We start from the raw sequence: 18,633 nt of genomic DNA, 5'->3' as shown, positions 1-18,633 counted from the left end.
GCCACGCCAGCGGAGTCCGGGATCTCCGCCGCGGAGCGTTAGCGCATCACCACCGCCGTCTGTTCAGCCGAGAAGCGCGACTTTACCTGCGGCGGTACGACAAGCACCGGGCAGCCGGCATAGCGTATGCAGGTTTGAGTGGTCGAACCGAGCAGGCTGCCGAGGACGCCGGAGCGGCCATGGGCGCCAACCACCAGGAGGTCCGCATTCTCCGACGCCTTCACGAGCACATCCGCTGGATGGCCTTGAATGGCGCGGAGCAGGAGGGTATCCGGCAGCTTGGGGCCGATGATTTTGCGTGCGGCCTCTTCCAGAGTGTCCAGCGCGTCACCCGCGGCACCCGACGGTGCTCCCGGTCCGACATAGTCAGGCGGCCTGGAACCGTAATGCTTGGTCAACAGGGCATCGAAGTACGCCGAGTGATAGGTGTGATAGGCGCAGACGGCCTCGACCGTCGCACCGTCACGTGCAGCGAGCTGAACCGCAGCCGAGAGCGCGGCAAGCGAATTCTCCGATCCGTCGACACCGACGACAATCCGCTGCAGACGCCACGGCACAACACTGGGGAGCGCCACAGGTTCCGAGCGCTGAATGACCTCTATCATGGCGGCACCTCCGTCCCGCGCGCTCTACGAGGATCCCATCGCGTGCCGCTCAGCTGCGATACGGCCGAAAGTCCGGTGCCAATGGGCCCAATGCCCCTGTTCCGCTGCTCCGATCCCACCTGTATGGTCACCCAGCGGCGCGGGATTTGCGCGCACCGCGCATACCACGTGCCGAGCGTATCCAGCGCGGTCAACCAGCGCGCGGGATTTCGGCGAGCCACCGAAAGAGCTGAAGCCTGATAGCGCAAGTGCCTGCGCTGCAACGACAGCCGTCACGTGCCGATCGCCGTACGAAGACCTGGACGGCTGCTACGTCTGCGGCTGCGACCCGCGCGGGCGATGTTCGACGGCGAGGACCGCGGCCTGCGTGCGCCGCTGCAACCCTAATTTCGCGAGAATCGATGACACGTAATTCTTGACCGTCTTTTCGGCGAGGAAGAGCCGTTCCCCGATTTGGCGGTTGGTCAAACCTTCGCCGATCAATTCCAGCACGCGCCGCTCCTGTTCCGTGAGGGCGGCATACGGATTCCCTGGCTCGGGACGCTCCGCCTGATCACGCAATCGCTGGAGGACACGGGTGGTCGTCACCGGGTCGAGCAGCGAGCCGCCGGCCGCGACCGTGCGCACTGCCGACACGATTTCGTTGCCCCGAATCTGTTTGAGCACGTATCCCGACGCGCCGGCGAGAATCGCCCGGTAGAGCGCATCGTCGTCGGCGAAGGACGTGAGGATGAGACACGCCAGTCCGGGAAGCGCCGACCGGAGTTCACGGCACACCTCGACGCCGTCACCGTCCGGAAGCCGGACGTCGAGCACCGCGACGTCCGGGCGGACCGCCGGCACCCGTGCCAGCGCTTCCGCCGCCGTACCAGCCTCACCGGCAACCCGGATGTCCGACTCTGCCTCAAGGAGCTGGGTCAGACCGCGGCGGACCACCTCATGATCGTCAACGAGGAAGACGCGGATCGGCGGACGCTCTTCGGTCATGTCCCTCCTCGACGAGGCCAGCGCCTGCTATCCGCCCGATTTCTCGATCGAGCGCGTGAAGACCAGCGTACCGGCATCGGCCGGCAAGCGAGGACACCACACGACGGCGGACGTCGCACGGAAAGCCCGTTTGCACCGTTCCCGGGACCAAAGACCCGCCGTTTCCCCGCCCATTAGATGCGCCCTTCGTCCCTGGCCGCTAGCGGGTCCCAAGGAAAGACTCAAAGTGACAAGAAAAGTGGAATTCCCGGAAGGGAGTAGGACCATGAAGCGCAAGGTCTTCGACATTCTCGTCAGCGCCGGGGGTCTGCTCGTCGCCCTCGTCCTGATCGTCGCCGGGGCGCTGGCGATGTGGGGAGCAAGCTTCGCGAACTCCAGCGTGCACAACCAGCTCGCCCAGCAGCAGATCTTCTTCCCGCAGAAGGGCGACCCGCAGCTCGCCAACCCGAAGATCGGCCCGTATCTCACCAAGTACGCCGGCCAGCAAGTCCTCACGGGTGCGCAAGCCAAGGCGTACGCCGACCACTTCATCGCGGTGCACCTCTCGGAGATGCCCTACGGCGGTGTGTACGCCAAGATCAGTGAGCTGGCGTTGAAGAACCCTAACGACGCCAAACTGCAAGCCTTGAAGCAGACGTCATTCCAGGGAACGACGCTCCGCGGCCTGCTGTTGACCGCCTACGCGTTCTCGGTCTTCGGTGAAATCGCCTTCTGGGGCGGCATCGCGGCGTTCATCCTCGCCGGTGTGATGCTGATCCTCGTCGGCCTCGGCTTCTGGCACGCGCGGCGTACTCCGCCGCAAGCCGAAATCCTCACCTCCGAGCCACGGGGCCAGCCCCAGGCCCAGCCGCAGCACGCCTGACCACAGCTGCGCAACGACCGGGGACCCGAACGGGTCCCCGGTCGTTGCGCAGTGCGGGATTTGAGAACGGCAACGGGTCAGGTCAGCGGCACGCGCCACTCGAGCAGCGTCCCCCCACCGTCAACGGGCTGGATGGAGAACACACCGCCCAGCGCCTCGGCCCGCTCCCGCATGTTCCGCAACCCGTGACCGCCGCGGCGCGACCGGCCGCCGTGGATCACCGCTTCGTCGACACCGACCCCATCGTCGGTGACCGAGAGAATCACCGCTGCGGGCGCACCGCCCGCCGCAGACTCCCCGCCATCCACCGCCAGTCGCACCTCGACGTGACGCGCATGCGCGTGCCGCGCCACATTGGCGAGTGCCTCGCGAGCAACGACGAGAATTTCCCGGCCAATCGGCTCGGGAACAACGGCGTCCACCGGGCCGGCGAAGCGGACCTCCGGTTCGAATCCCAGCCCGCGCGCCGCGTCAGAAGTGATCTCAAGGAGGCGGGCGCGCAAACTCGGGGCCGTCTCAGGCGGCGGCTCGAGGGAGAAAATCGTCGTCCGAATCTGCCGGATCGTCTCGTCGAGGTCCGCGACCGTCTCCAGAATCTGCTTGCGGACCGCCGGAACCTCAGTAATCGGCACCACGGATTGGAGCGCCAGCCCGGTGGCGAAGAGCCGCTGAATGACGGTGTCGTGCAGCTCGCGCGCAATGCGTTCGCGGTCCGCGGCGAGGGCAAGCTCTTCAACCCGGGCGTGCAGCCGCGCATTGCGAATCGCCAGCCCGGCGGCTTTTGCGAACGCGACGACGAGCGCTTCATCGTCGGCGGTGAATTCCGCCGCATCACGTTTCTCGGTGAGATAGAGATTCCCGTAGACGTCGTCACCCACCCGCACGGGGACGCCGAGAAAACTCCGCATGGGTGGATGCCCCGGTGGGAAGCCCACAGCCGCGGGATGCGCGGCGAGGTCAGCGAGCCGGATCGGGCGCGGGTCTCTGATGAGCAGTCCGAGCACGCCGATGCCTTTGGGGGGCGGGCCGATGCGCGCCGCGGTCTCGGCGTCCAATCCGGTATAGACGAATTCGCTCAGCCCGGTTCCGGCCGCATCCAGGACGCCGAGGGCGCCGTATCGCGCGCCGGTCAACGCGCATGCGGCACCGACGATCCGCTGCAGCGTCGAGCGCAGATCGAGGTCCTGTTCGATGAGCAGAACAGCATCCAGGAGGGCATGGAGCTGCTCCGGGTCGCGGATGGCGCGGTGCGGCACATCCCCATGGTGACACGCACCGAACGGGTCGAAGGACTCTAGCGAACCAGCGAGCGCCGCGCGAGCCTCGAAAGCAGCAGAGGAAAGGGATTCTCACGTGGCTGACCTTGCGGGTGACACCGAAGACCGCCGGGTGGTCTTCGTCCAGGATTTCCAGGTCGCTGAGCGACCGTACGAGGAGGTCGTCGCCTGGATCGGCCAGGATGCGCGGCGGCTGTTCCAGCGGGCCCTTGAGGATGCCCGGGTTGAAGGAGAGCGGCTCCGCGGCCGGGTCTGTCCGGCGAACTGGCCGGCGGTGCTGGCGAAGACCGTCGAGTTGCGCTGTGAACCGCTGCGCATCCGCGGTGACCTGGCGCTGGTGGCATTCTCCTGGCGGGCGTCGGGCGCCCCGTCGCTCTTTCCCGAACTTGACGCCGACCTAGAAATCGCGCCCTTCGGCACCTGGCAGACCCGACTGACTCTGCTCGGCCGTTATCAGCCGCCGGGCGGCGCCCTGGGTTGGCATCTGGACCAGCTAGTCCTGCGTCGGCTCGCTGAGTCGACGCTTCGCGCGTTTCTCCGGAGTCTCTGCGCCGCCGTGGAGGAGGCGGTGCCGAACACCGAGCGCAGCCGGAAGCAATCGTTGTCCTGACCCGGCCGCTTACGCGTCGTCTCGGCCCGCCGGTCCTGGTTGCGCGGCCCCCGGTCCGTACCCTGTCGCGTCCGCTGTCGCGGCCGAAAGGGCATGGGCCAATGCGGCGCGGGCAAAGGGATTCGGCGGGTACCGCGAGAAAGCCGCTCGGGTACGCGTCACCCAGGTGGGAGATGCAGACGACGCCTCTCCCGGCGGAAACGTCAAGCGGCGGACGGCGGATCCGCCGCGGTTGGTCGCGGCACCGCGACCAACCGGTACCGCAGCGCGCGGTGCAGCGGTCCAGCCCCAGCAGCGCATTCGGGTAGCCCTTGATAGTTTGGCGGCGAAATGCCTAAGCCAGGCCAAAGCCGGTGGCGTGATCGCCTAAAGGCAAGGCGATCACAGGCGCTCAGCAGTGATACGGGGGGTGGATGGCACCCGCATCCGGACGCCATTGACGATCACGTCGAGCTTCGCCCCGACAACCGTGGTCGCGTCACCGGACTTGGTGCTATCTGCGACCTCAGGCAGGAGGGTGCCAAAGACGCGCACTCCCAGAGCTTCGTTGTCAGCGAGTTCGTGACGCTGGACGATGGCCGACGCGTGATCTTGCACGAGAGCCGAGGATTCACGATCGGATGGAGATCGTCCGGCGAGTCGGGCTCAGGCGACATCCATAGCTGGAACCACGAGACCGCGGACAGCATCACGCGAAACGTTCTCAACGTCGTCCGCCCAGACGACGACGAATGCCCGGACGATCACCCGTGGTCGTGGTTGGCCAGCCTCGCTCAGGCTCAGGGTTTACATGTAACGGCGGAAGACCTGCGAAGCCTTCCGTACGAGGTCATCCTCACCGAAAGCGTGCACCAGTGGCTTAAGCGTCGCTGAAGCCGGCGGTGCGCTGATTCGGCATAAGCAGCCTAAGCCGACATCATCGGAGCTTTGCTCAGCGCCAGCGATCGCGGCAGCGAGCAGCGGCTCCTAGTAGGCGGCTCTCCGAGCGGTGGGAGGCTGCGTCATCGTTCGCGTACGCGCCGTTGTTCCACATCTCCAGCTGTTCCACATCTCCAGCGGCAGCGTCGGCAATTCCGGCACATCCTGGTTCGCGCACAACTCCGGTTAATCGACGCCACGTCCGCCTCCATCGGTGGTGGGAGCACCATCGCGTTCGCGTACGCCGTACAGTCGCCCGCGGCCCGCCCGTGTTCCCCGGCGCCGCAGGTGGATCGAGCCGATTACTGCGGTCCCGAGGAGGACGAGCGCAACGCCGAGGACGCCGAAGGCGGCCACCCACGCGCCGCGGCGAAGCGTCGGCGACGATGAGACGGCGGCGACGGCGAGAGCAGCATTGAGCAGCAACCACCGGCCGAACCAACCGCGGTGCAGGCGCTCGGCGACACGCGGCGCCCGAGACGGCCCGCCGCCGAACACGACGGGCACCAGGTACGTCGAGGCGCCGACGAACACTTGAAGGACAAACCCAGCCACCAGCCACGGCACGGCGGCGTCCAGACGCTGACCGATCGCGGTGAGGCCGCCCGCTGCGCCGGCGTCAACGGCCACCCACCCCAACCACCCGTCGGCCGCCGCCATCGACCATGCGGCGAAGGAGAGCCGACGGCCCACGGCGGATCGGACGAACGCGAAGAGCACACTGCCGATCGCGACGACGTACCCGGATAGCCCGGCGCGAACGATCTCCGCGGAGCCCGCCAGCGCGCCGCCCGCCGCAACACCGAGACCGAGGGGAGCAGCAACGGCGGTGAGCCGGGTCGCGTACTCGGCTTCAGCAGGCGGCCGCGTCGCCAGGACCATCGGCCACATTGCGCCTTGGGAGGCGAGAACGGTCAGGCCGATCCAGCCCAGCGCGTTGAGCAGGACATGCGCGGCAAAGACACGCGACTGCCACGGTTCGGTGACGCCGACCGCCAACGCGGCACCGCATCCACTCCCTGCGATCAACGCACCGCCCGCGGCCGCATAGCTCCAGGCCACCCAGCCGAATCGGCGGCCCCGCCGCACGGCGATGCGTCGGGCAATTGCCGCAATATGTCCGACGATCGCACCGGCGATCAGAACTGCGCCGGCGATGACGACACCGTTCGACCCGGCAGGCACGCCCACCAGAACGGCAACGACGCCGGTGTTCAGCATGAGCAGGCGGCGGATGGGCGGCCGGCGTTGGTCCGGGGGGACGACGAGCAGGGCGTCGGTGAAGTGCGCGGACCACGCGATGATTGCGTTCGTTATGGCACCAAGCACCGTGAGGTGGAGGGCAAGCCACCGCGGCATGACACCCCAGGCGTGACCGATGAGCGCCACGAATCCGGCGGTCAGGTATGCGCCGATCGGGAGATGAGCGATACCGAGCCATTGCCCGCGCGGGACGGACATCCGCCTGGGTCTTTCGACCCGGTTAGTCAAGCCGATGGTCACTGGCCGGCCCTTACCCTGCGTCGAAGAATCGTCCTTACCGTGAAGGATCTCACCCCGCCCCGCACTCGATATCTTGCATAAGTCACTATATAAACGATACGGTCTAGTAACAACGAGGTGGCGACGGGATGGGAAGCAGCCAGTTCTCGACCACGAGCAGAAGCGAACCCAGCGAGACGGATGAGCGCGGTGAGGTTCTCGCCACGCTGAGATTCCTCATCCGGGCACTCCGTGCACTGGGCGAGGCGGGCTACCCCGCCCGCGCCAGCCGGCTCGCGGCCGAGGCGTGGGCCGCACTCCGACTTCGCCGTCCGGAGACGGATCACCGATTGGTCGGGCTGCTGCACTACCTCGCCCAGCTGCCGTCGCGGGACGACGACGATGTCCCCGCTGCGCTGAACGGCGTCACCGCGCGACCCGCGCAGCCGGCTCCCGGCAACGGTCGCGGCGCCGCCTCAACCGTCCGCATATCCCTCACGGATTGACCTTGAAGGAGAACGCATGAGCGACACCGAGCAGGTGCTGGATGTCCGCAACGAACCACCATTCCGCCGCCACGAGCTCATTTTCCGTACCTACCAGGCGCTGCAGCCCGGAGAGGGTTTTCTCCTGGTCAATGACCACGACCCGAAGCCGCTGTACTACCAGTTCTCCGCCGAGCATGCCGGCGAGTTCACCTGGGATTACGTCGAAACGGGGCCGGACGTCTGGCGGGTCCGGATCGGCCGGACGGCCCCGTGACACCGCGTACCACCGCTACCGCTGACATGAGGCGGCCGGATCGGCGATTCCCTGCCCGGATCGCCGATCCGCGCCTTGCAGGAACAGATAATCGCGCGGCGACAAGGAACAGCACGGCTGCGGCCGCCAACCGTTAAACGCGGCACCTGACACGCCGACCCCCGCTACGATGAAGCGAGCGGCCGGAACGATCCGATGGGAGACGCCATGGCCAGCGGCGAGAATCAGGCATCCAGACAACCCTCGGAACTCCTCGCCCCCCTCCTCCCCCACGGTGAACCGCTGGAGAAACTTCTGCGCAGTGCGCAGTCCCTCTTTCCCGGCACGCCGTCAGCGGATTTCCGCGAGTTGCACCGCGCGGACCCCCGGCGGGCCGAGCGCTTCTACCGCGACCGCTGGCACCACGACAAGGTCGTCCGCTCCACCCACGGTGTCAATTGCACGGGGTCATGCTCGTGGAAGGTGTACGTCAAAGACGGCATCATCACGTGGGAAACACAGCAAACCGATTACCCGTCCACCGGGCCGGACTCTCCGGAGTACGAACCACGCGGCTGCCCACGGGGGGCGTCGTTCTCTTGGTACACCTATTCGCCGTCGCGAGTCCGCTATCCCTATATTCGGCGGCCGTTGCTGGAGCTGTGGCGGGAAGCCCGCGCACGGCACACCGATCCGGTCGACGCCTGGGCCTCGATCGTCGAGGACGAAGCCCGCGCCCGGCGGTACAAGAGCTACCGGGGAAAGGGTGGTTTCGTCCGGGCGCATTGGGCTGAGGTTTTAGAAATCATCGCTGCCGCCCACGTGCACACGATTGAGAAATACGGCCCGGACCGCATAGTGGGATTCTCCCCGATTCCCGCGATGTCCCAAGTCTCGTACGCTGCGGGCACCCGCTTTCTCTCCCTCATCGGCGGAACAATTCTATCTTTCTACGACTGGTACGCGGACATGCCGATCGCCTCGCCGCAGGTCTTCGGCGACCAGACGGATGTGCCGGAGTCCGGTGATTGGTGGAATGCCGGATACCTCATCATCTGGGGCACCAACCTGCCCATCACCCGGACGCCGGATGCGCATTTCATGACCGAGGCGCGTTACCGCGGACAGAAAGTGGTGGTCGTGAGCCCGGATTACTCCGACCACACGAAGTTCGCCGATGACTGGCTTGCTGCCGCCCCTGGGACGGACGGTGCGCTCGCGATGGCGATGGGTCACGTCATCCTGTCGGAGTTCTACCGGGATCGCCGGGTCCCATACTTCGAGGAGTACGTGAAGACCTACACGGACGCACCCTTTCTGGTGACGCTCCGTCCGCACGGTGACGACTATCTCCCCGGCAAATTTCTCACCGCCTCCGACCTCGGCGACGCCTCCGAGGCGGCGGCATTCAAAACCGTCGTTGTCGACCGCGAGGGCAATCCCCGAATCCCCAACGGCTCCCTTGGCTTCCGGTGGACGGAATCCGGTCGCGGACGATGGAATCTCGACCTCGGCAACATCGATCCGCTGCTCACCCTTTACGGCTCGCATGAGACGACCGTGCGCGTCGCCTTGCCGCGTTTTGACGTTGGTCCCACGGAAGGCGGCGGAGTCATCCGTCGCGGGGTACCGGCGCGCCGCGTCGGCGGCCACCTCGTCACCACCGTGTTCGACCTGCTCTTGGCGCAGTACGCCGTGCACCGGGACGGATTGCCCGGCGAGTGGCCTGCCGGCTACGACGACGACCAGCCGTACACACCGGCCTGGCAGGAGCGCATCACCGGAGTGCCTGCGGCCGCGGCGGTGCGCGTCGCCCGCGAATTCGCCCGGAACGCCGAACTATCCCGCGGCCGCTCAATGATTTGCATGGGCGCCGGGACCAACCATTGGTACCACTCGGACCAGATCTATCGGACCTTCCTCACCTTGACGATGCTCTGCGGGTGCCAGGGCGTCAACGGAGGGGGGTGGGCGCATTACGTCGGCCAGGAGAAAGTCCGCCCGCTCACCGGGTGGTAGACACTGGCGTTCGCACTCGACTGGAACCGGCCGGCCCGGCAGATGGCCGGTACGTCGTTCTTTTACCTCAACACGGATCAATGGCGATACGAAGCATTCCGTGCCGATGAATTCGCCAGCCCGCTGGGCGGTGACACGTTCCGCGGCGCATCCTTCGTCGACTGCCTGGCCCGGGCAGCACGGCTGGGCTGGACGCCGTCCTTCCCCACCTTCAACCGCAACAGCCTCGACCTCGCAGACGAAGCGGCCCGGGCCGGCGTCCCGGTCTCCGACTACGTCGTGCAGGAATTGTGTTCCGGCCGGCTCCGCTTCGCCTGCGAAGATCCTGACGACCCGGTGAATTTCCCTCGCATCCTCACGGTCTGGCGCGCAAACCTCCTTGGCTCCTCGGGAAAGGGCATGGAGTACTTCATGCGCCATCTGCTCGGTACGGACGACGCCGTCCGGGCCGAGGAGACGGCGCCACCGTTGCGGCCGGCCGACGTGACGTGGCGCGATCCCGCGCCCCGGGGGAAACTCGACCTCCTCACCGCCATCGATTTCCGGATGACGAGCACCTGCACCTACGCCGACATCGTCCTCCCAGCCGCCACCTGGTACGAAAAGCACGACATTTCCACCACGGACATGCATCCGTTCGTCCATTCGTTCAATCCGGCGATCCCACCACCGTGGGAGGCGAAGACCGACTTCGAGATATTTCACCGGCTCGCAGAGGTTTTCAGCCGGCTCGCCGGCGGACGACTCGGCCGCCGGACGGATGTCATCGCGGCGCCGCTCGGCCACGACACACCCGACGAGTTGGCCACCCCGGGCGGCGTCGTCCGGGATTGGCGGCGCGGCGAGTGTGAGCCCGTCCCCGGCCGGACGATGCCGAAAATTGTGACCGTCGAGCGTGACTATGGCGCAATTGCCGAGAAGATGCGGGCGCTCGGTCCGCTCGTCGACTCGCTCGGAACGTCAGCGAAGGGAATCACCTGGACGCCGCGGCAGGCGGTGGCTTACCTGCAGGCGGCGAACGGCGTGATCCGCGGCGGCGTCGCGGACGGCCGCCCGTCGTTGGCCCGCGACGTCCACCTCGCCGAAGCGATTCTCGCGCTGTCCGGAACGACGAACGGTCACATCGCACTCCAGGCCTGGCAGGCACTCGAAGAGCGGACCGGTATGCCGTTACGGGATCTGGCCGCGGAACGGGCCGAGGAGCAGATCCGGTTCGCGGATACGCAGGTGCAGCCGCGTGCGGTCATCACCTCGCCGGAGTGGTCCGGGGCGGAGACCGGCGGACGCCGCTATTCACCGTTCGTCGTCAATGTCGAACGAAAGAAGCCGTGGCACACCCTGACCGGCCGCATGCACTTCTTTCTCGACCACGACTGGATTCAGGCGTACGGCGAGGCGTTGCCGGCGTACCGGCCGCCGCTGGACTATCCCCGCTTCTTCGGCGACCAGCAGATCGGGGACGGAACACCGGAAATCACGGTGCGCTACCTGACACCGCACTCGAAGTGGTCGATCCACTCGGAATACCAGGACAATCTCCACATGCTCCGCCTTTTCCGCGGCGGCCCGGTGATTTGGATGAGTCCCCGCGACGCCGCCAAAATCGGCGTCTCCGACAACGACTGGATCGAGGCGTACAACCGCAACGGCGTCGTCGTCGCCCGGGCCGTGGTCACCCATCGGATGCCGGAGGGAACGGTCTTCATGTACCACGCCAAGGACCGGCACCTCATGACCCCGAAATCCGAGATCTCCGGTTGGCATGGGGGCTCGGACAATTCCTTGACCCGCGTCGTCATCAAGCCCACGCACCTCATCGGAGGCTACGCTCAGCTGAGCTACGCCTTCAACTACTACGGCCCAACCGGCAATCAACGTGACGAAATCACGGTGATCCGGCGGCGGTCCCAGGAGGTGGCGTACCAATGAGAGTCATGGCGCAGATGGCCATGGTGATGAACCTCGACAAGTGCATCGGGTGTCACACCTGCACGGTGACCTGCAAGCAGGTGTGGACGAACCGGGTCGGCACCGAGTACGTGTACTTCAACAATGTCGAGACGAAGCCGGGAATCGGCTACCCCAAGCGGTACGAGGACCAGGAGCAATGGCACGGCGGCTGGACGCTGGACCGGAAAGGCCGGCTTCAACTGAAGTCCGGCAGCCGGCTCCGCCGATTGCTCAGCATCTTCTACAACCCCGATCTCCCCACCATCGATGACTACGGCGAACCGTGGACGTACAACTACCGCCACATCATCGATGCGCCCCTCGGCACTCCGAATCCGAGCGCGCACTCGATTTCCGCGCTCACCGGAAAAGACGTCACCGTGCAGTGGGGCGCCAACTGGGAGGACGATCTCGCCGGTGCACCGGAGCGGGCACTGGCCGACCCCAACCTCGCCGGCTTGCAGGAACGGGTTCGGATGGAGTTCGAGCAGGTCTTCATGTTCTACCTGCCGAGAATCTGTGAGCACTGCCTCAATCCATCCTGCGTGGCGTCATGTCCGTCCGGTGCGATGTACAAGCGTGCGGAGGATGGCATCGTTCTGGTCGATCAGGATAAGTGCCGCGGCTGGCGGTTCTGCGTCTCCGGCTGTCCGTACAAGAAGGTGTACTTCAACCACCGCACTGGGAAAGCCGAGAAATGTACGCTCTGCTTTCCGCGCATTGAAGCAGGGCAGCCGACGATCTGTGCGGAGACGTGTGTCGGTCGGCTTCGCTACCTCGGTCTCATCCTCTACGATGCCGACCGCGTCCTCGCGGCAGCGGCGACCCGCGATCCAAAGAACCTGTATGAAGCACAGCTCGGGGTCTTTCTCGACCCGGAGGATCCGGAGGTCCAGGCCGAGGCGGCCCGCCAGGGCATTCCCGACGACTGGATCGAGGGTGCGCGTCGATCCCCCACCTATGCCTTGGCGGTCCGGCACCGCGTCGCGCTGCCGCTCCACCCCGAATACCGCACCCTGCCGATGGTCTGGTACATCCCGCCGCTGTCACCGGTCGCGGACGTCGCGCACGCCGCTGGCTATGATCCAGCGGACCCCGACGCGGTCTTCGCCGCCATTGATGCGCTGCGTATTCCGATGGAATATTTGGCGAACCTCTTCACCGCCGGTGATACCGACGTCGTCCGGCGCGTGCTGCGCAAACTGGCCCTCATGCGGGCGATGATGCGGGCCGAGCAACTCGGCCTGCCCGTTAACGAGGAGCAGATCGCCGAGACCGGCGCGACGAGAACCGAACTGCACGATCTGTACCGGCTTCTTGCCATTGCCAAGTACGACGACCGGTACGTCATTCCACCGGCGCACGCCGAGGACGCGGGCCGCCTTCTGTCGCAACACGAACAGTTGTTCTGCAGTCTGGACAGCGACGGCGGTCCCGGCATGGGCGGCCTCGGCCCGCACGGCATCCGGGCGTTCCGTCCCGCGTCCCGCCCCGGTGAGACACCGACGAGCGAAACCTTCCGGGACTCCGCGGGCCGGCTCCGGGTCAACCTTCTCGGCTGGGACGGCACGCATCGCCGCGGGCTTTTCCCCGATGCCGCCGTCGAGACCGGGGAGCACCAATGACAGGAGACGTCAGCGTCGGGCCGTTCAAATTGGCGTCGGTTTTCTTGCGCTACCCCACAGTGGAACTCCATGACGGAGGACCGTACTGCCGCGACCTTGTCCGCGGCCTCGAGCCCGCCGTCTGCCGGCCTTTCTTCGCTCGCTTCCTCGACTGGCTGGTCGCCACGCCGGCGGCGGACGTCGCCGAGACATATGTCTCGACCTTCGACCTCAGCAAGCGACGCACTCTGTACCTCACCTACTACCGGTACGGTGACACCCGGAAGCGGGGCATGTCGCTCGTCACGTTCAAGGAGACGTACCGGCGCGCCGGTTTCGTTCCCGTCACCGACGAACTTCCGGATTACCTCCCTATCGTGCTGGAATTCGCGGACCTCTCCCCGAAGGGCCGATCACTCCTCACCGCGCACCGCGCAGAGCTGGAGGTGCTCCGCGGAGCGTTGCAGCACATCGACAGCCCGTACGTTGAGCTCATCGATGCGGTGACTGTGTTGCTCCCCCGGTTGAAGCGGCCGGACCGCGTCCTCGTTGAGCGGCTTCGCCGCGACGGTCCGCCGCACGAGGAGGTGGGCGTCGAACCGTTCGCACCTCCGGAATACCTCGGTTTGACCCCTGCCCCTGGCAGTCTTTCTTCCCCGGCGCCTGTCGTCACGCGGGAATACGGAGGCTCGGAATGACAAACGCGAGCGGATGGCAGATCTTTCTCTGGGTCGGCCTCCCCTACCTGGCACTCGGCATTTTCGTGGTCGGCCATATCTGGCGTTGGCGGTACGACCAATTCGGCTGGACGAGCCGATCGACGCAATTGCAGGAACGCCGCCTCCTCAAGTGGGGCAGTCCGATCTTCCACTACGGCACCTTTGCCGCCATCATGGGGCATGTCATCGGCATTCTCATCCCCGAACGGTGGACGAAGGCGATCGGAATTCCCGAGCACGTCTACCGCTGGTTCTCGGCCACCGCCGGAACAGTGGCTGCGGTACTGATTCTCGGCGGTGTCGTCGTCCTTGCCTCGCGGCGGCTTTTCATCGCCCGGGTGCGGGCGACAACTGACGCCGTCGACTATTTCGCGCTCATCCTCCTGCTGGTCGTTATTCTCACCGGGGTCGTGCCGACCGTATTCGTCAATCTCCTCGGCGGCGGCTACGACTATCGGCTCACGGTTGCACCGTGGTTCCGGGGGCTGTTCAGCGGACAGCCGGACGTCGCCGCGATTTCCAGCGCGCCGATCGTCTACCAGGTTCACGCCGTGGCCTCCTGGGTCATCTGGGCGGTCTGGCCTTTCACCCGCCTGGTCCACGCGTGGAGCTATCCGCTCTGGTACCTCTGGCGGCCGTTCATCATCTACCGCAGCCGGGTGGCTACCGCTCCCATTGAGCCGGGCACCGCCGGACGACGGTGGCGGCGCATCGGCGCCGGGTATTAGGGCCGGGCACGAAAAGCAAGCGGACCGGGTGCGAAAGGCCGCCGGCATGCTAGGGGCGCTCACAACGAGCACGCGAGGCACCGGCACGGCAAGCGGGCGTTCACGACGACCGCGTGAGCCGTCGGCGCAGGACGACGGACGCTTCGACTGCGCCTGCCAACCGCCGAAGAATCGGGACGTAGGTCCCGATTCTTCGGGCCGTTACGCCTTAGCGATCTCCTATTTGCACGATTAATTTCGTGTTTATCTGAAAGGAGATCGTGATGAGCTCGGTGCAGGCTCTGCCTACTGTCCGCGGAATCGTGCGCGGCACCCGCCGGCGCATGCTCGCCATGGCGACCATGGCGTTCTTCGCCGGCTTCGCCGGTGTGTCGATTTTTGGCCCGCTCGTACCGAAATTCCGGGACCTCATGGGTCTCTCCGCGGCCGAAGCGGCGCTGTTGGCGGCGATTCCCAATCTCACCGGATCGTTGCTCCGCATCCCGTTCGGCGCCGCCGTCGATCGCTTCGGCGGAAAGCGGCCGTTCCTCGTCCTGCTCGCCGCCGCGAACCTCGGTGTCATCGGCCTGCTGGTCACCATCGCGACCCGCTATCCGGACCACCTCGCCGGCTGGTACCCCCTCCTCCTCGTGCTGGGCGCTCTCGTCGGATGCGGCATCGCCACGTTCTCGGTTGGCGTCGGCCTCCTCTCATACTGGTTTCCGAAGTCCATGCAGGGCAGCGCCCAAGGCGCGTACGCCGGGCTGGGCAACACCGGTCCTGGAATTTCCGCGCTGCTGCTCCCGGTCGCCGTCGCCGGTATCGGCATGACGGCGGGCTACAGCATCTGGTTCGTCATCCTCTTCGCCGCGACGATCGCCTTTGCCCTCCTCGCGTACGACGGACCGTGGTTTCAGTACCGACGCGCCGGACGGTCGCTCAGCGGTCCGGAGGCGGCGGCGCTGGGCGGCAGCGACCTGGTCCCGAGCGGATCGGCCACCGAGGCGCTGCGTCGTTCGGCACGTAACGGCAGGACGTGGGTGCTGGTCTGGTACTACTTCCTCTCCTTCGGCGGATTCCTCGCCCTCACCGCGTGGCTGCCCAGCTACTGGAACGGCATGTACCACGTCAGCCTCCGCGAAGCCGGAATTCTCACCGCAGCTTTCTCGCTGGTCTCGGCATTCATCCGGGTGCCGGGAGGACTGCTCTCCGATCGCATCACGATTCGCTGGGCATCGGAGGGAAACTTCGCGCTGATGCTCGCAGGACTCGTCGTCCTGGCGTTCTCCACCCAGATGTGGGTGTCGTTCACCGCGACGATCGCCATCGCCGTCGGGATGGGCCTGCAGAATGCCATCGTCTTCAAATTGCTGCCCATTTATGTGCCGGACGGGGTAGGCGGGGCCGCGGGATGGGTCGGCGGTCTTGGTGCGCTCGGCGGCTTCGCCGTCCCGCCGATGATCGGCCTGGTCACCGGCGCCGTCTCCGGCCCGCACAGTTACGGCTTTGGATTCCTGCCGTTCGCGGGCCTCGTCCTCCTCGCCTTCCCGGTGGCGCTCTGGGCGCGCCGTCACTTCGGTGCGCCGACGCCGCGCTGACGGTTCAGCGGTGTGACGAGGTTCACCCGGCACCACTTAGAATTATCACGAATCTTCTCGTTAATATCTGAGGCGAGGAGGCGACGATGGTCGATCTCGACGTGGTGGCCTGCGGAGAACGGGTGCTCAACACGCTGGACAGCGAGCAGCGACTCCCCGGCGCCCTCGCGGATTTCGCGTCCTGCCTGCGCGAAAGCCTCCTCCACCGGCTGAACGCAGAAGAGAGCGACCTCTCCTCGGCCTCCGACGACGAGGCCGCGCTCCTGCGCCGCGACCACATCCGGCTCCGGTCAGCGGTCGCGCTCTTCGAGCGGTGGGCCAGCGGACAGCACATTCCACACCCTCGGGAAGTCGAGGCCGCCGTGCGAAGCTTTCTCGTCCAGTACCGCCGGCATCTTGCACGCGAACGCCCAACCCGCCGCTGCCGCCCCGAGCACCACGAGCGGCTTGCCGCCGGAGGCTGAGGATGACCGAGCGGACCGGCGTCCCGACTGCCTCGGAGCCCGCGTCGACCCGGACGCGGCGAACCCACCTGCTGGTTGCCCTGACTGCCGCCGCGGCGGGCATTGGTCTCGTCGCCGCAACGATCGCCTTCGCCGGCAGCGGTCACCAACACACCGGTTCCCGGGCAGCGGTGGTTGCGCCGGCGACGCATGGCGTGAGCCGCGTCAACGTGACGCTCGCCGAATTCCACATCGACCCGGCCCGGCTCGTTGTCGCACCGGGCACTCACCTGTACCTCGTGGTCCGCAACGGCGGACACATGGAACACGACCTGCGATTGTCCAACGGCGCGCACACTCGGCTGCTCGAGCCGGGTCAAGAGACAACTCTTGACGCCGGTGTCGTGCGGACCGACCTCTCCGGATGGTGCACCGTGCCGGGGCATCGCGCAGCCGGCATGACGATGACGATCACTGTCGGAACGGCGGCGGCGGCCGCCCCGACGCCGCAACCCGGCACCGGAGTGATGGAAATGCCTGGTATGCCGGCGGAATCCGGGGTCGCCGCGCCAAATCCCGCTGATGCAACCGCGGCGGCGCTCGATACCGCCCCACCGCCAGGGTGGCGCCCCATCGACGCCGCCCTCCCCGCCGCGCCGTCCGGCACGGTCCACAAAGTGACCTGGCACATCCGCGATGTCGTCACGACGGTCGCGCCGGGTGTCACGCAGACGTTGTGGACCTTTGACGGTCGAGTCCCTGGTCCGACGCTGCGCGGCAGGGTCGGTGACACCTTCGAAGTGACCGTGGTCAATGACACGTCGATGACGCATAATCTCGACTTTCACGCCGAATCAGGACCGCCTGCCGAAGTAATGACGCCGATTCCCCCGGGCGGTCGGCACACGTACACCTTTGTCGCACGCTACGCGGGCGCGTGGCTCTACCATTGCGGCACCGCCCCGATGCTCATGCACGTCGCCAACGGCATGTACGGTGCACTCATCATCGATCCGCCGAATCTCGCACCGGTGGACCGGGAGTACGTGCTTGTCGCGTCGGAATTCTTCTTCGGCCCACCGCGCGGTCCCGGCGATTACGCTAAAATGCTCGCCGACCGTCCGGACACCGTCGTTTTCAACGGCTACCCCTTCGCCTATAAGTGGCGGCCGCTCACCGCCGTGGTTGGTCAGCGGATCCGGATCTGGATCGTCGATGCAGGCCCGAATCGTGGCGTCGCTTTCCATGTCATCGGAGAACCGTTCACGACGACGTACGTCGATGGGCATTACGCACTACAGAACACCTCCGACGGTGCGGCGCAGACCCTGGCGGTGGACCCCGGCGACGGTGGATTCGTCGAGCTCACGTTCAGCCGGCCGGGGGATTATCCGTTCGTCGACCACCAGATGGCCGATGCGGAGCTCGGCGCGATGGGAACCATTTCGGTGCGCACCCCGTGATCCGGCCGTCTTGCGGAGCCGCCGCACCGCGAACGAGCGTGACAGATGCGCTCGACTACGCTGCGGCCGGGAGCGCAGCCGCAGCCGGCCGCCCCGAGAGACGGACGGTACGGAGCGACGACGGAAGGCCACGGGAGCAGATCGGTGAACGGTTGGGTCCTCATTCGTTTTCTGCACATCCTCTCGGCGGCTACCTGGGTCGGCGGTCAGATTCTCTTGACGACCCTGCTCCTTCCGCTGGTGCGCCGTCGTCTTCCGGCCGAATTCCAGGCAGCCTTGACGACGGCTATTGGGCGGCGTTTCGGGCTGTTCACTCTCGCCGTTTTCCTCCCGGTGCAAGTCGGCACCGGGATCGGCCTGGCCATTGAGCACGGCGTCACCTGGTCCAGCCTCGCCCAGCCCGGTTACGGCCGGATTCTCACCGCGAAACTCGCGCTTTTCGCTGCCGTGCTCGCCGTCTCCGGGCTGCACGGGTGGGCGCACGGCAGCGGACGGCGTGCCTTGGCCCGCGGCCTTGCCCTCACATCGCTCATCGGATCCGTCGGGATCATTCTGCTGGCGGCGGATCTCGCGAGCCATTGACCGGCTCTGGAACGGAGGGCCGTGACGGAGCGCGGTTCGCTTGTTTGTCACGAATCGATCTGAGAA

Annotated in this window: 16 protein-coding genes and 1 pseudogene; 12 read left to right on the top strand and 5 right to left on the bottom strand. The window is 66.4% G+C overall.

The genetic code is table 11. From position 1 onward, the window contains the following. Positions 1 to 38 precede the first annotated feature (38 nt). Both ACEL_RS02675 and ACEL_RS02670 read right to left on the bottom strand, forming a co-directional pair. Positions 39 to 605: a universal stress protein gene (locus ACEL_RS02675; RefSeq protein ID WP_011719355.1), complete on the bottom strand. Its 567-nt coding sequence runs from the start codon at positions 603 to 605 to the stop codon at positions 39 to 41. 309 nt (positions 606 to 914) lie between these two features. After that, a complete protein-coding gene (locus ACEL_RS02670) occupies positions 915 to 1,592 on the bottom strand; it encodes a response regulator (RefSeq protein ID WP_011719354.1) in 678 nt (225 codons plus the stop codon). A 265-nt stretch (positions 1,593 to 1,857) separates the two neighbouring features. Between ACEL_RS02670 and ACEL_RS02665 the strand changes: the two genes are divergently transcribed. Then, positions 1,858 to 2,454 carry a hypothetical protein gene (locus ACEL_RS02665; RefSeq protein WP_011719353.1) on the top strand — a complete coding sequence of 199 codons (597 nt, stop codon included), beginning with the start codon at positions 1,858 to 1,860 and terminating at the stop codon, positions 2,452 to 2,454. A 77-nt stretch (positions 2,455 to 2,531) separates the two neighbouring features. Here ACEL_RS02665 and ACEL_RS02660 read toward each other — a convergent pair whose 3' ends face one another. Further along, positions 2,532 to 3,710: a GAF domain-containing sensor histidine kinase gene (locus ACEL_RS02660; RefSeq protein WP_011719352.1), complete on the bottom strand. Its 1,179-nt coding sequence runs from the start codon at positions 3,708 to 3,710 to the stop codon at positions 2,532 to 2,534. A 97-nt stretch (positions 3,711 to 3,807) separates the two neighbouring features. Here ACEL_RS02660 and ACEL_RS02655 point away from each other — a divergent pair, with 97 nt between their 5' ends. Further along, positions 3,808 to 4,341 (top strand): hypothetical protein, encoded by a 534-nt coding sequence (locus ACEL_RS02655; RefSeq protein ID WP_011719351.1) that lies wholly within the window; start codon positions 3,808 to 3,810, stop codon positions 4,339 to 4,341. A 381-nt stretch (positions 4,342 to 4,722) separates the two neighbouring features. Here the strand turns inward: ACEL_RS02655 and ACEL_RS12110 are convergent, their stop codons facing one another. Continuing rightward, positions 4,723 to 4,938 (bottom strand): hypothetical protein, encoded by a 216-nt coding sequence (locus ACEL_RS12110; RefSeq protein ID WP_041834897.1) that lies wholly within the window; start codon positions 4,936 to 4,938, stop codon positions 4,723 to 4,725. A gap of 507 nt (positions 4,939 to 5,445) precedes the next feature. After that, the gene (locus ACEL_RS02645; protein ID WP_049751351.1) at positions 5,446 to 6,720 is read right to left on the bottom strand and encodes a hypothetical protein; all 1,275 of its coding nucleotides are present in this window, start codon (positions 6,718 to 6,720) and stop codon (positions 5,446 to 5,448) included. A gap of 170 nt (positions 6,721 to 6,890) precedes the next feature. Between ACEL_RS02645 and ACEL_RS02640 the strand changes: the two genes are divergently transcribed. The 10 genes and pseudogenes from ACEL_RS02640 (at position 6,891) to ACEL_RS02595 (ending at position 18,567) form a co-directional block, all read left to right on the top strand. Further along, on the top strand, positions 6,891 to 7,247 hold the full coding sequence (locus ACEL_RS02640) for a hypothetical protein (protein ID WP_011719348.1): 357 nt from the start codon (positions 6,891 to 6,893) through the stop codon (positions 7,245 to 7,247). A gap of 16 nt (positions 7,248 to 7,263) precedes the next feature. Further along, positions 7,264 to 7,503, top strand: a complete 240-nt coding sequence (locus ACEL_RS02635) for a DUF2249 domain-containing protein (protein WP_011719347.1) — start codon at positions 7,264 to 7,266, stop codon at positions 7,501 to 7,503. A gap of 207 nt (positions 7,504 to 7,710) precedes the next feature. Continuing rightward, positions 7,711 to 11,430 (top strand): annotated as a pseudogene (locus ACEL_RS12895) (nitrate reductase subunit alpha). Further along, a complete protein-coding gene (narH, locus tag ACEL_RS02625) occupies positions 11,427 to 13,076 on the top strand; it encodes a nitrate reductase subunit beta (protein WP_011719344.1) in 1,650 nt (549 codons plus the stop codon). The pseudogene ACEL_RS12895 and the gene narH overlap by 4 nt, the downstream one beginning before the upstream one ends. Beyond that, positions 13,073 to 13,753 carry a nitrate reductase molybdenum cofactor assembly chaperone gene (narJ, locus tag ACEL_RS02620; protein ID WP_011719343.1) on the top strand — a complete coding sequence of 227 codons (681 nt, stop codon included), beginning with the start codon at positions 13,073 to 13,075 and terminating at the stop codon, positions 13,751 to 13,753. The genes narH and narJ overlap by 4 nt, the downstream gene beginning before the upstream one ends. Then, the gene (gene narI, locus ACEL_RS02615; RefSeq protein WP_011719342.1) at positions 13,750 to 14,502 is read left to right on the top strand and encodes a respiratory nitrate reductase subunit gamma; all 753 of its coding nucleotides are present in this window, start codon (positions 13,750 to 13,752) and stop codon (positions 14,500 to 14,502) included. The genes narJ and narI overlap by 4 nt, the downstream gene beginning before the upstream one ends. A gap of 263 nt (positions 14,503 to 14,765) precedes the next feature. Further along, a complete protein-coding gene (locus ACEL_RS02610; RefSeq protein WP_011719341.1) occupies positions 14,766 to 16,079 on the top strand; it encodes an MFS transporter in 1,314 nt (437 codons plus the stop codon). Between the two features lie 86 nt (positions 16,080 to 16,165). After that, positions 16,166 to 16,543: a hypothetical protein gene (locus tag ACEL_RS12205; protein ID WP_011719340.1), complete on the top strand. Its 378-nt coding sequence runs from the start codon at positions 16,166 to 16,168 to the stop codon at positions 16,541 to 16,543. A gap of 2 nt (positions 16,544 to 16,545) precedes the next feature. Continuing rightward, positions 16,546 to 17,985: a multicopper oxidase domain-containing protein gene (locus ACEL_RS02600; RefSeq protein ID WP_011719339.1), complete on the top strand. Its 1,440-nt coding sequence runs from the start codon at positions 16,546 to 16,548 to the stop codon at positions 17,983 to 17,985. 144 nt (positions 17,986 to 18,129) lie between these two features. Continuing rightward, positions 18,130 to 18,567 carry a hypothetical protein gene (locus tag ACEL_RS02595; RefSeq protein WP_011719338.1) on the top strand — a complete coding sequence of 146 codons (438 nt, stop codon included), beginning with the start codon at positions 18,130 to 18,132 and terminating at the stop codon, positions 18,565 to 18,567. Positions 18,568 to 18,633 lie beyond the last annotated feature (66 nt).

Source organism: Acidothermus cellulolyticus 11B (genome assembly GCF_000015025.1).
GTDB lineage: Bacteria > Actinomycetota > Actinomycetes > Acidothermales > Acidothermaceae > Acidothermus > Acidothermus cellulolyticus.
The sequence above is the reverse complement of the archived record's forward strand: the minus strand, read 5'-3'. Positions and strand labels throughout refer to the sequence as shown.

Excerpts from the sequence above, each read along its gene's own strand:
- ACEL_RS02675 (WP_011719355.1), bottom strand. The coding sequence starts at position 605 with ATGATAGAGGTCATTCAGCGCTCGGAACCTGTGGCGCTCCCCAGTGTT.
- ACEL_RS02670 (WP_011719354.1), bottom strand. The coding sequence starts at position 1,592 with ATGACCGAAGAGCGTCCGCCGATCCGCGTCTTCCTCGTTGACGATCAT.
- ACEL_RS02665 (WP_011719353.1), top strand. The coding sequence starts at position 1,858 with ATGAAGCGCAAGGTCTTCGACATTCTCGTCAGCGCCGGGGGTCTGCTC.
- ACEL_RS02645 (WP_049751351.1), bottom strand. The coding sequence starts at position 6,720 with ATGTCCGTCCCGCGCGGGCAATGGCTCGGTATCGCTCATCTCCCGATC.
- ACEL_RS02640 (WP_011719348.1), top strand. The coding sequence starts at position 6,891 with ATGGGAAGCAGCCAGTTCTCGACCACGAGCAGAAGCGAACCCAGCGAG.
- ACEL_RS02635 (WP_011719347.1), top strand. The coding sequence starts at position 7,264 with ATGAGCGACACCGAGCAGGTGCTGGATGTCCGCAACGAACCACCATTC.
- narH (WP_011719344.1), top strand. The coding sequence starts at position 11,427 with ATGAGAGTCATGGCGCAGATGGCCATGGTGATGAACCTCGACAAGTGC.
- narJ (WP_011719343.1), top strand. The coding sequence starts at position 13,073 with ATGACAGGAGACGTCAGCGTCGGGCCGTTCAAATTGGCGTCGGTTTTC.
- narI (WP_011719342.1), top strand. The coding sequence starts at position 13,750 with ATGACAAACGCGAGCGGATGGCAGATCTTTCTCTGGGTCGGCCTCCCC.
- ACEL_RS02610 (WP_011719341.1), top strand. The coding sequence starts at position 14,766 with ATGAGCTCGGTGCAGGCTCTGCCTACTGTCCGCGGAATCGTGCGCGGC.
- ACEL_RS12205 (WP_011719340.1), top strand. The coding sequence starts at position 16,166 with ATGGTCGATCTCGACGTGGTGGCCTGCGGAGAACGGGTGCTCAACACG.
- ACEL_RS02600 (WP_011719339.1), top strand. The coding sequence starts at position 16,546 with ATGACCGAGCGGACCGGCGTCCCGACTGCCTCGGAGCCCGCGTCGACC.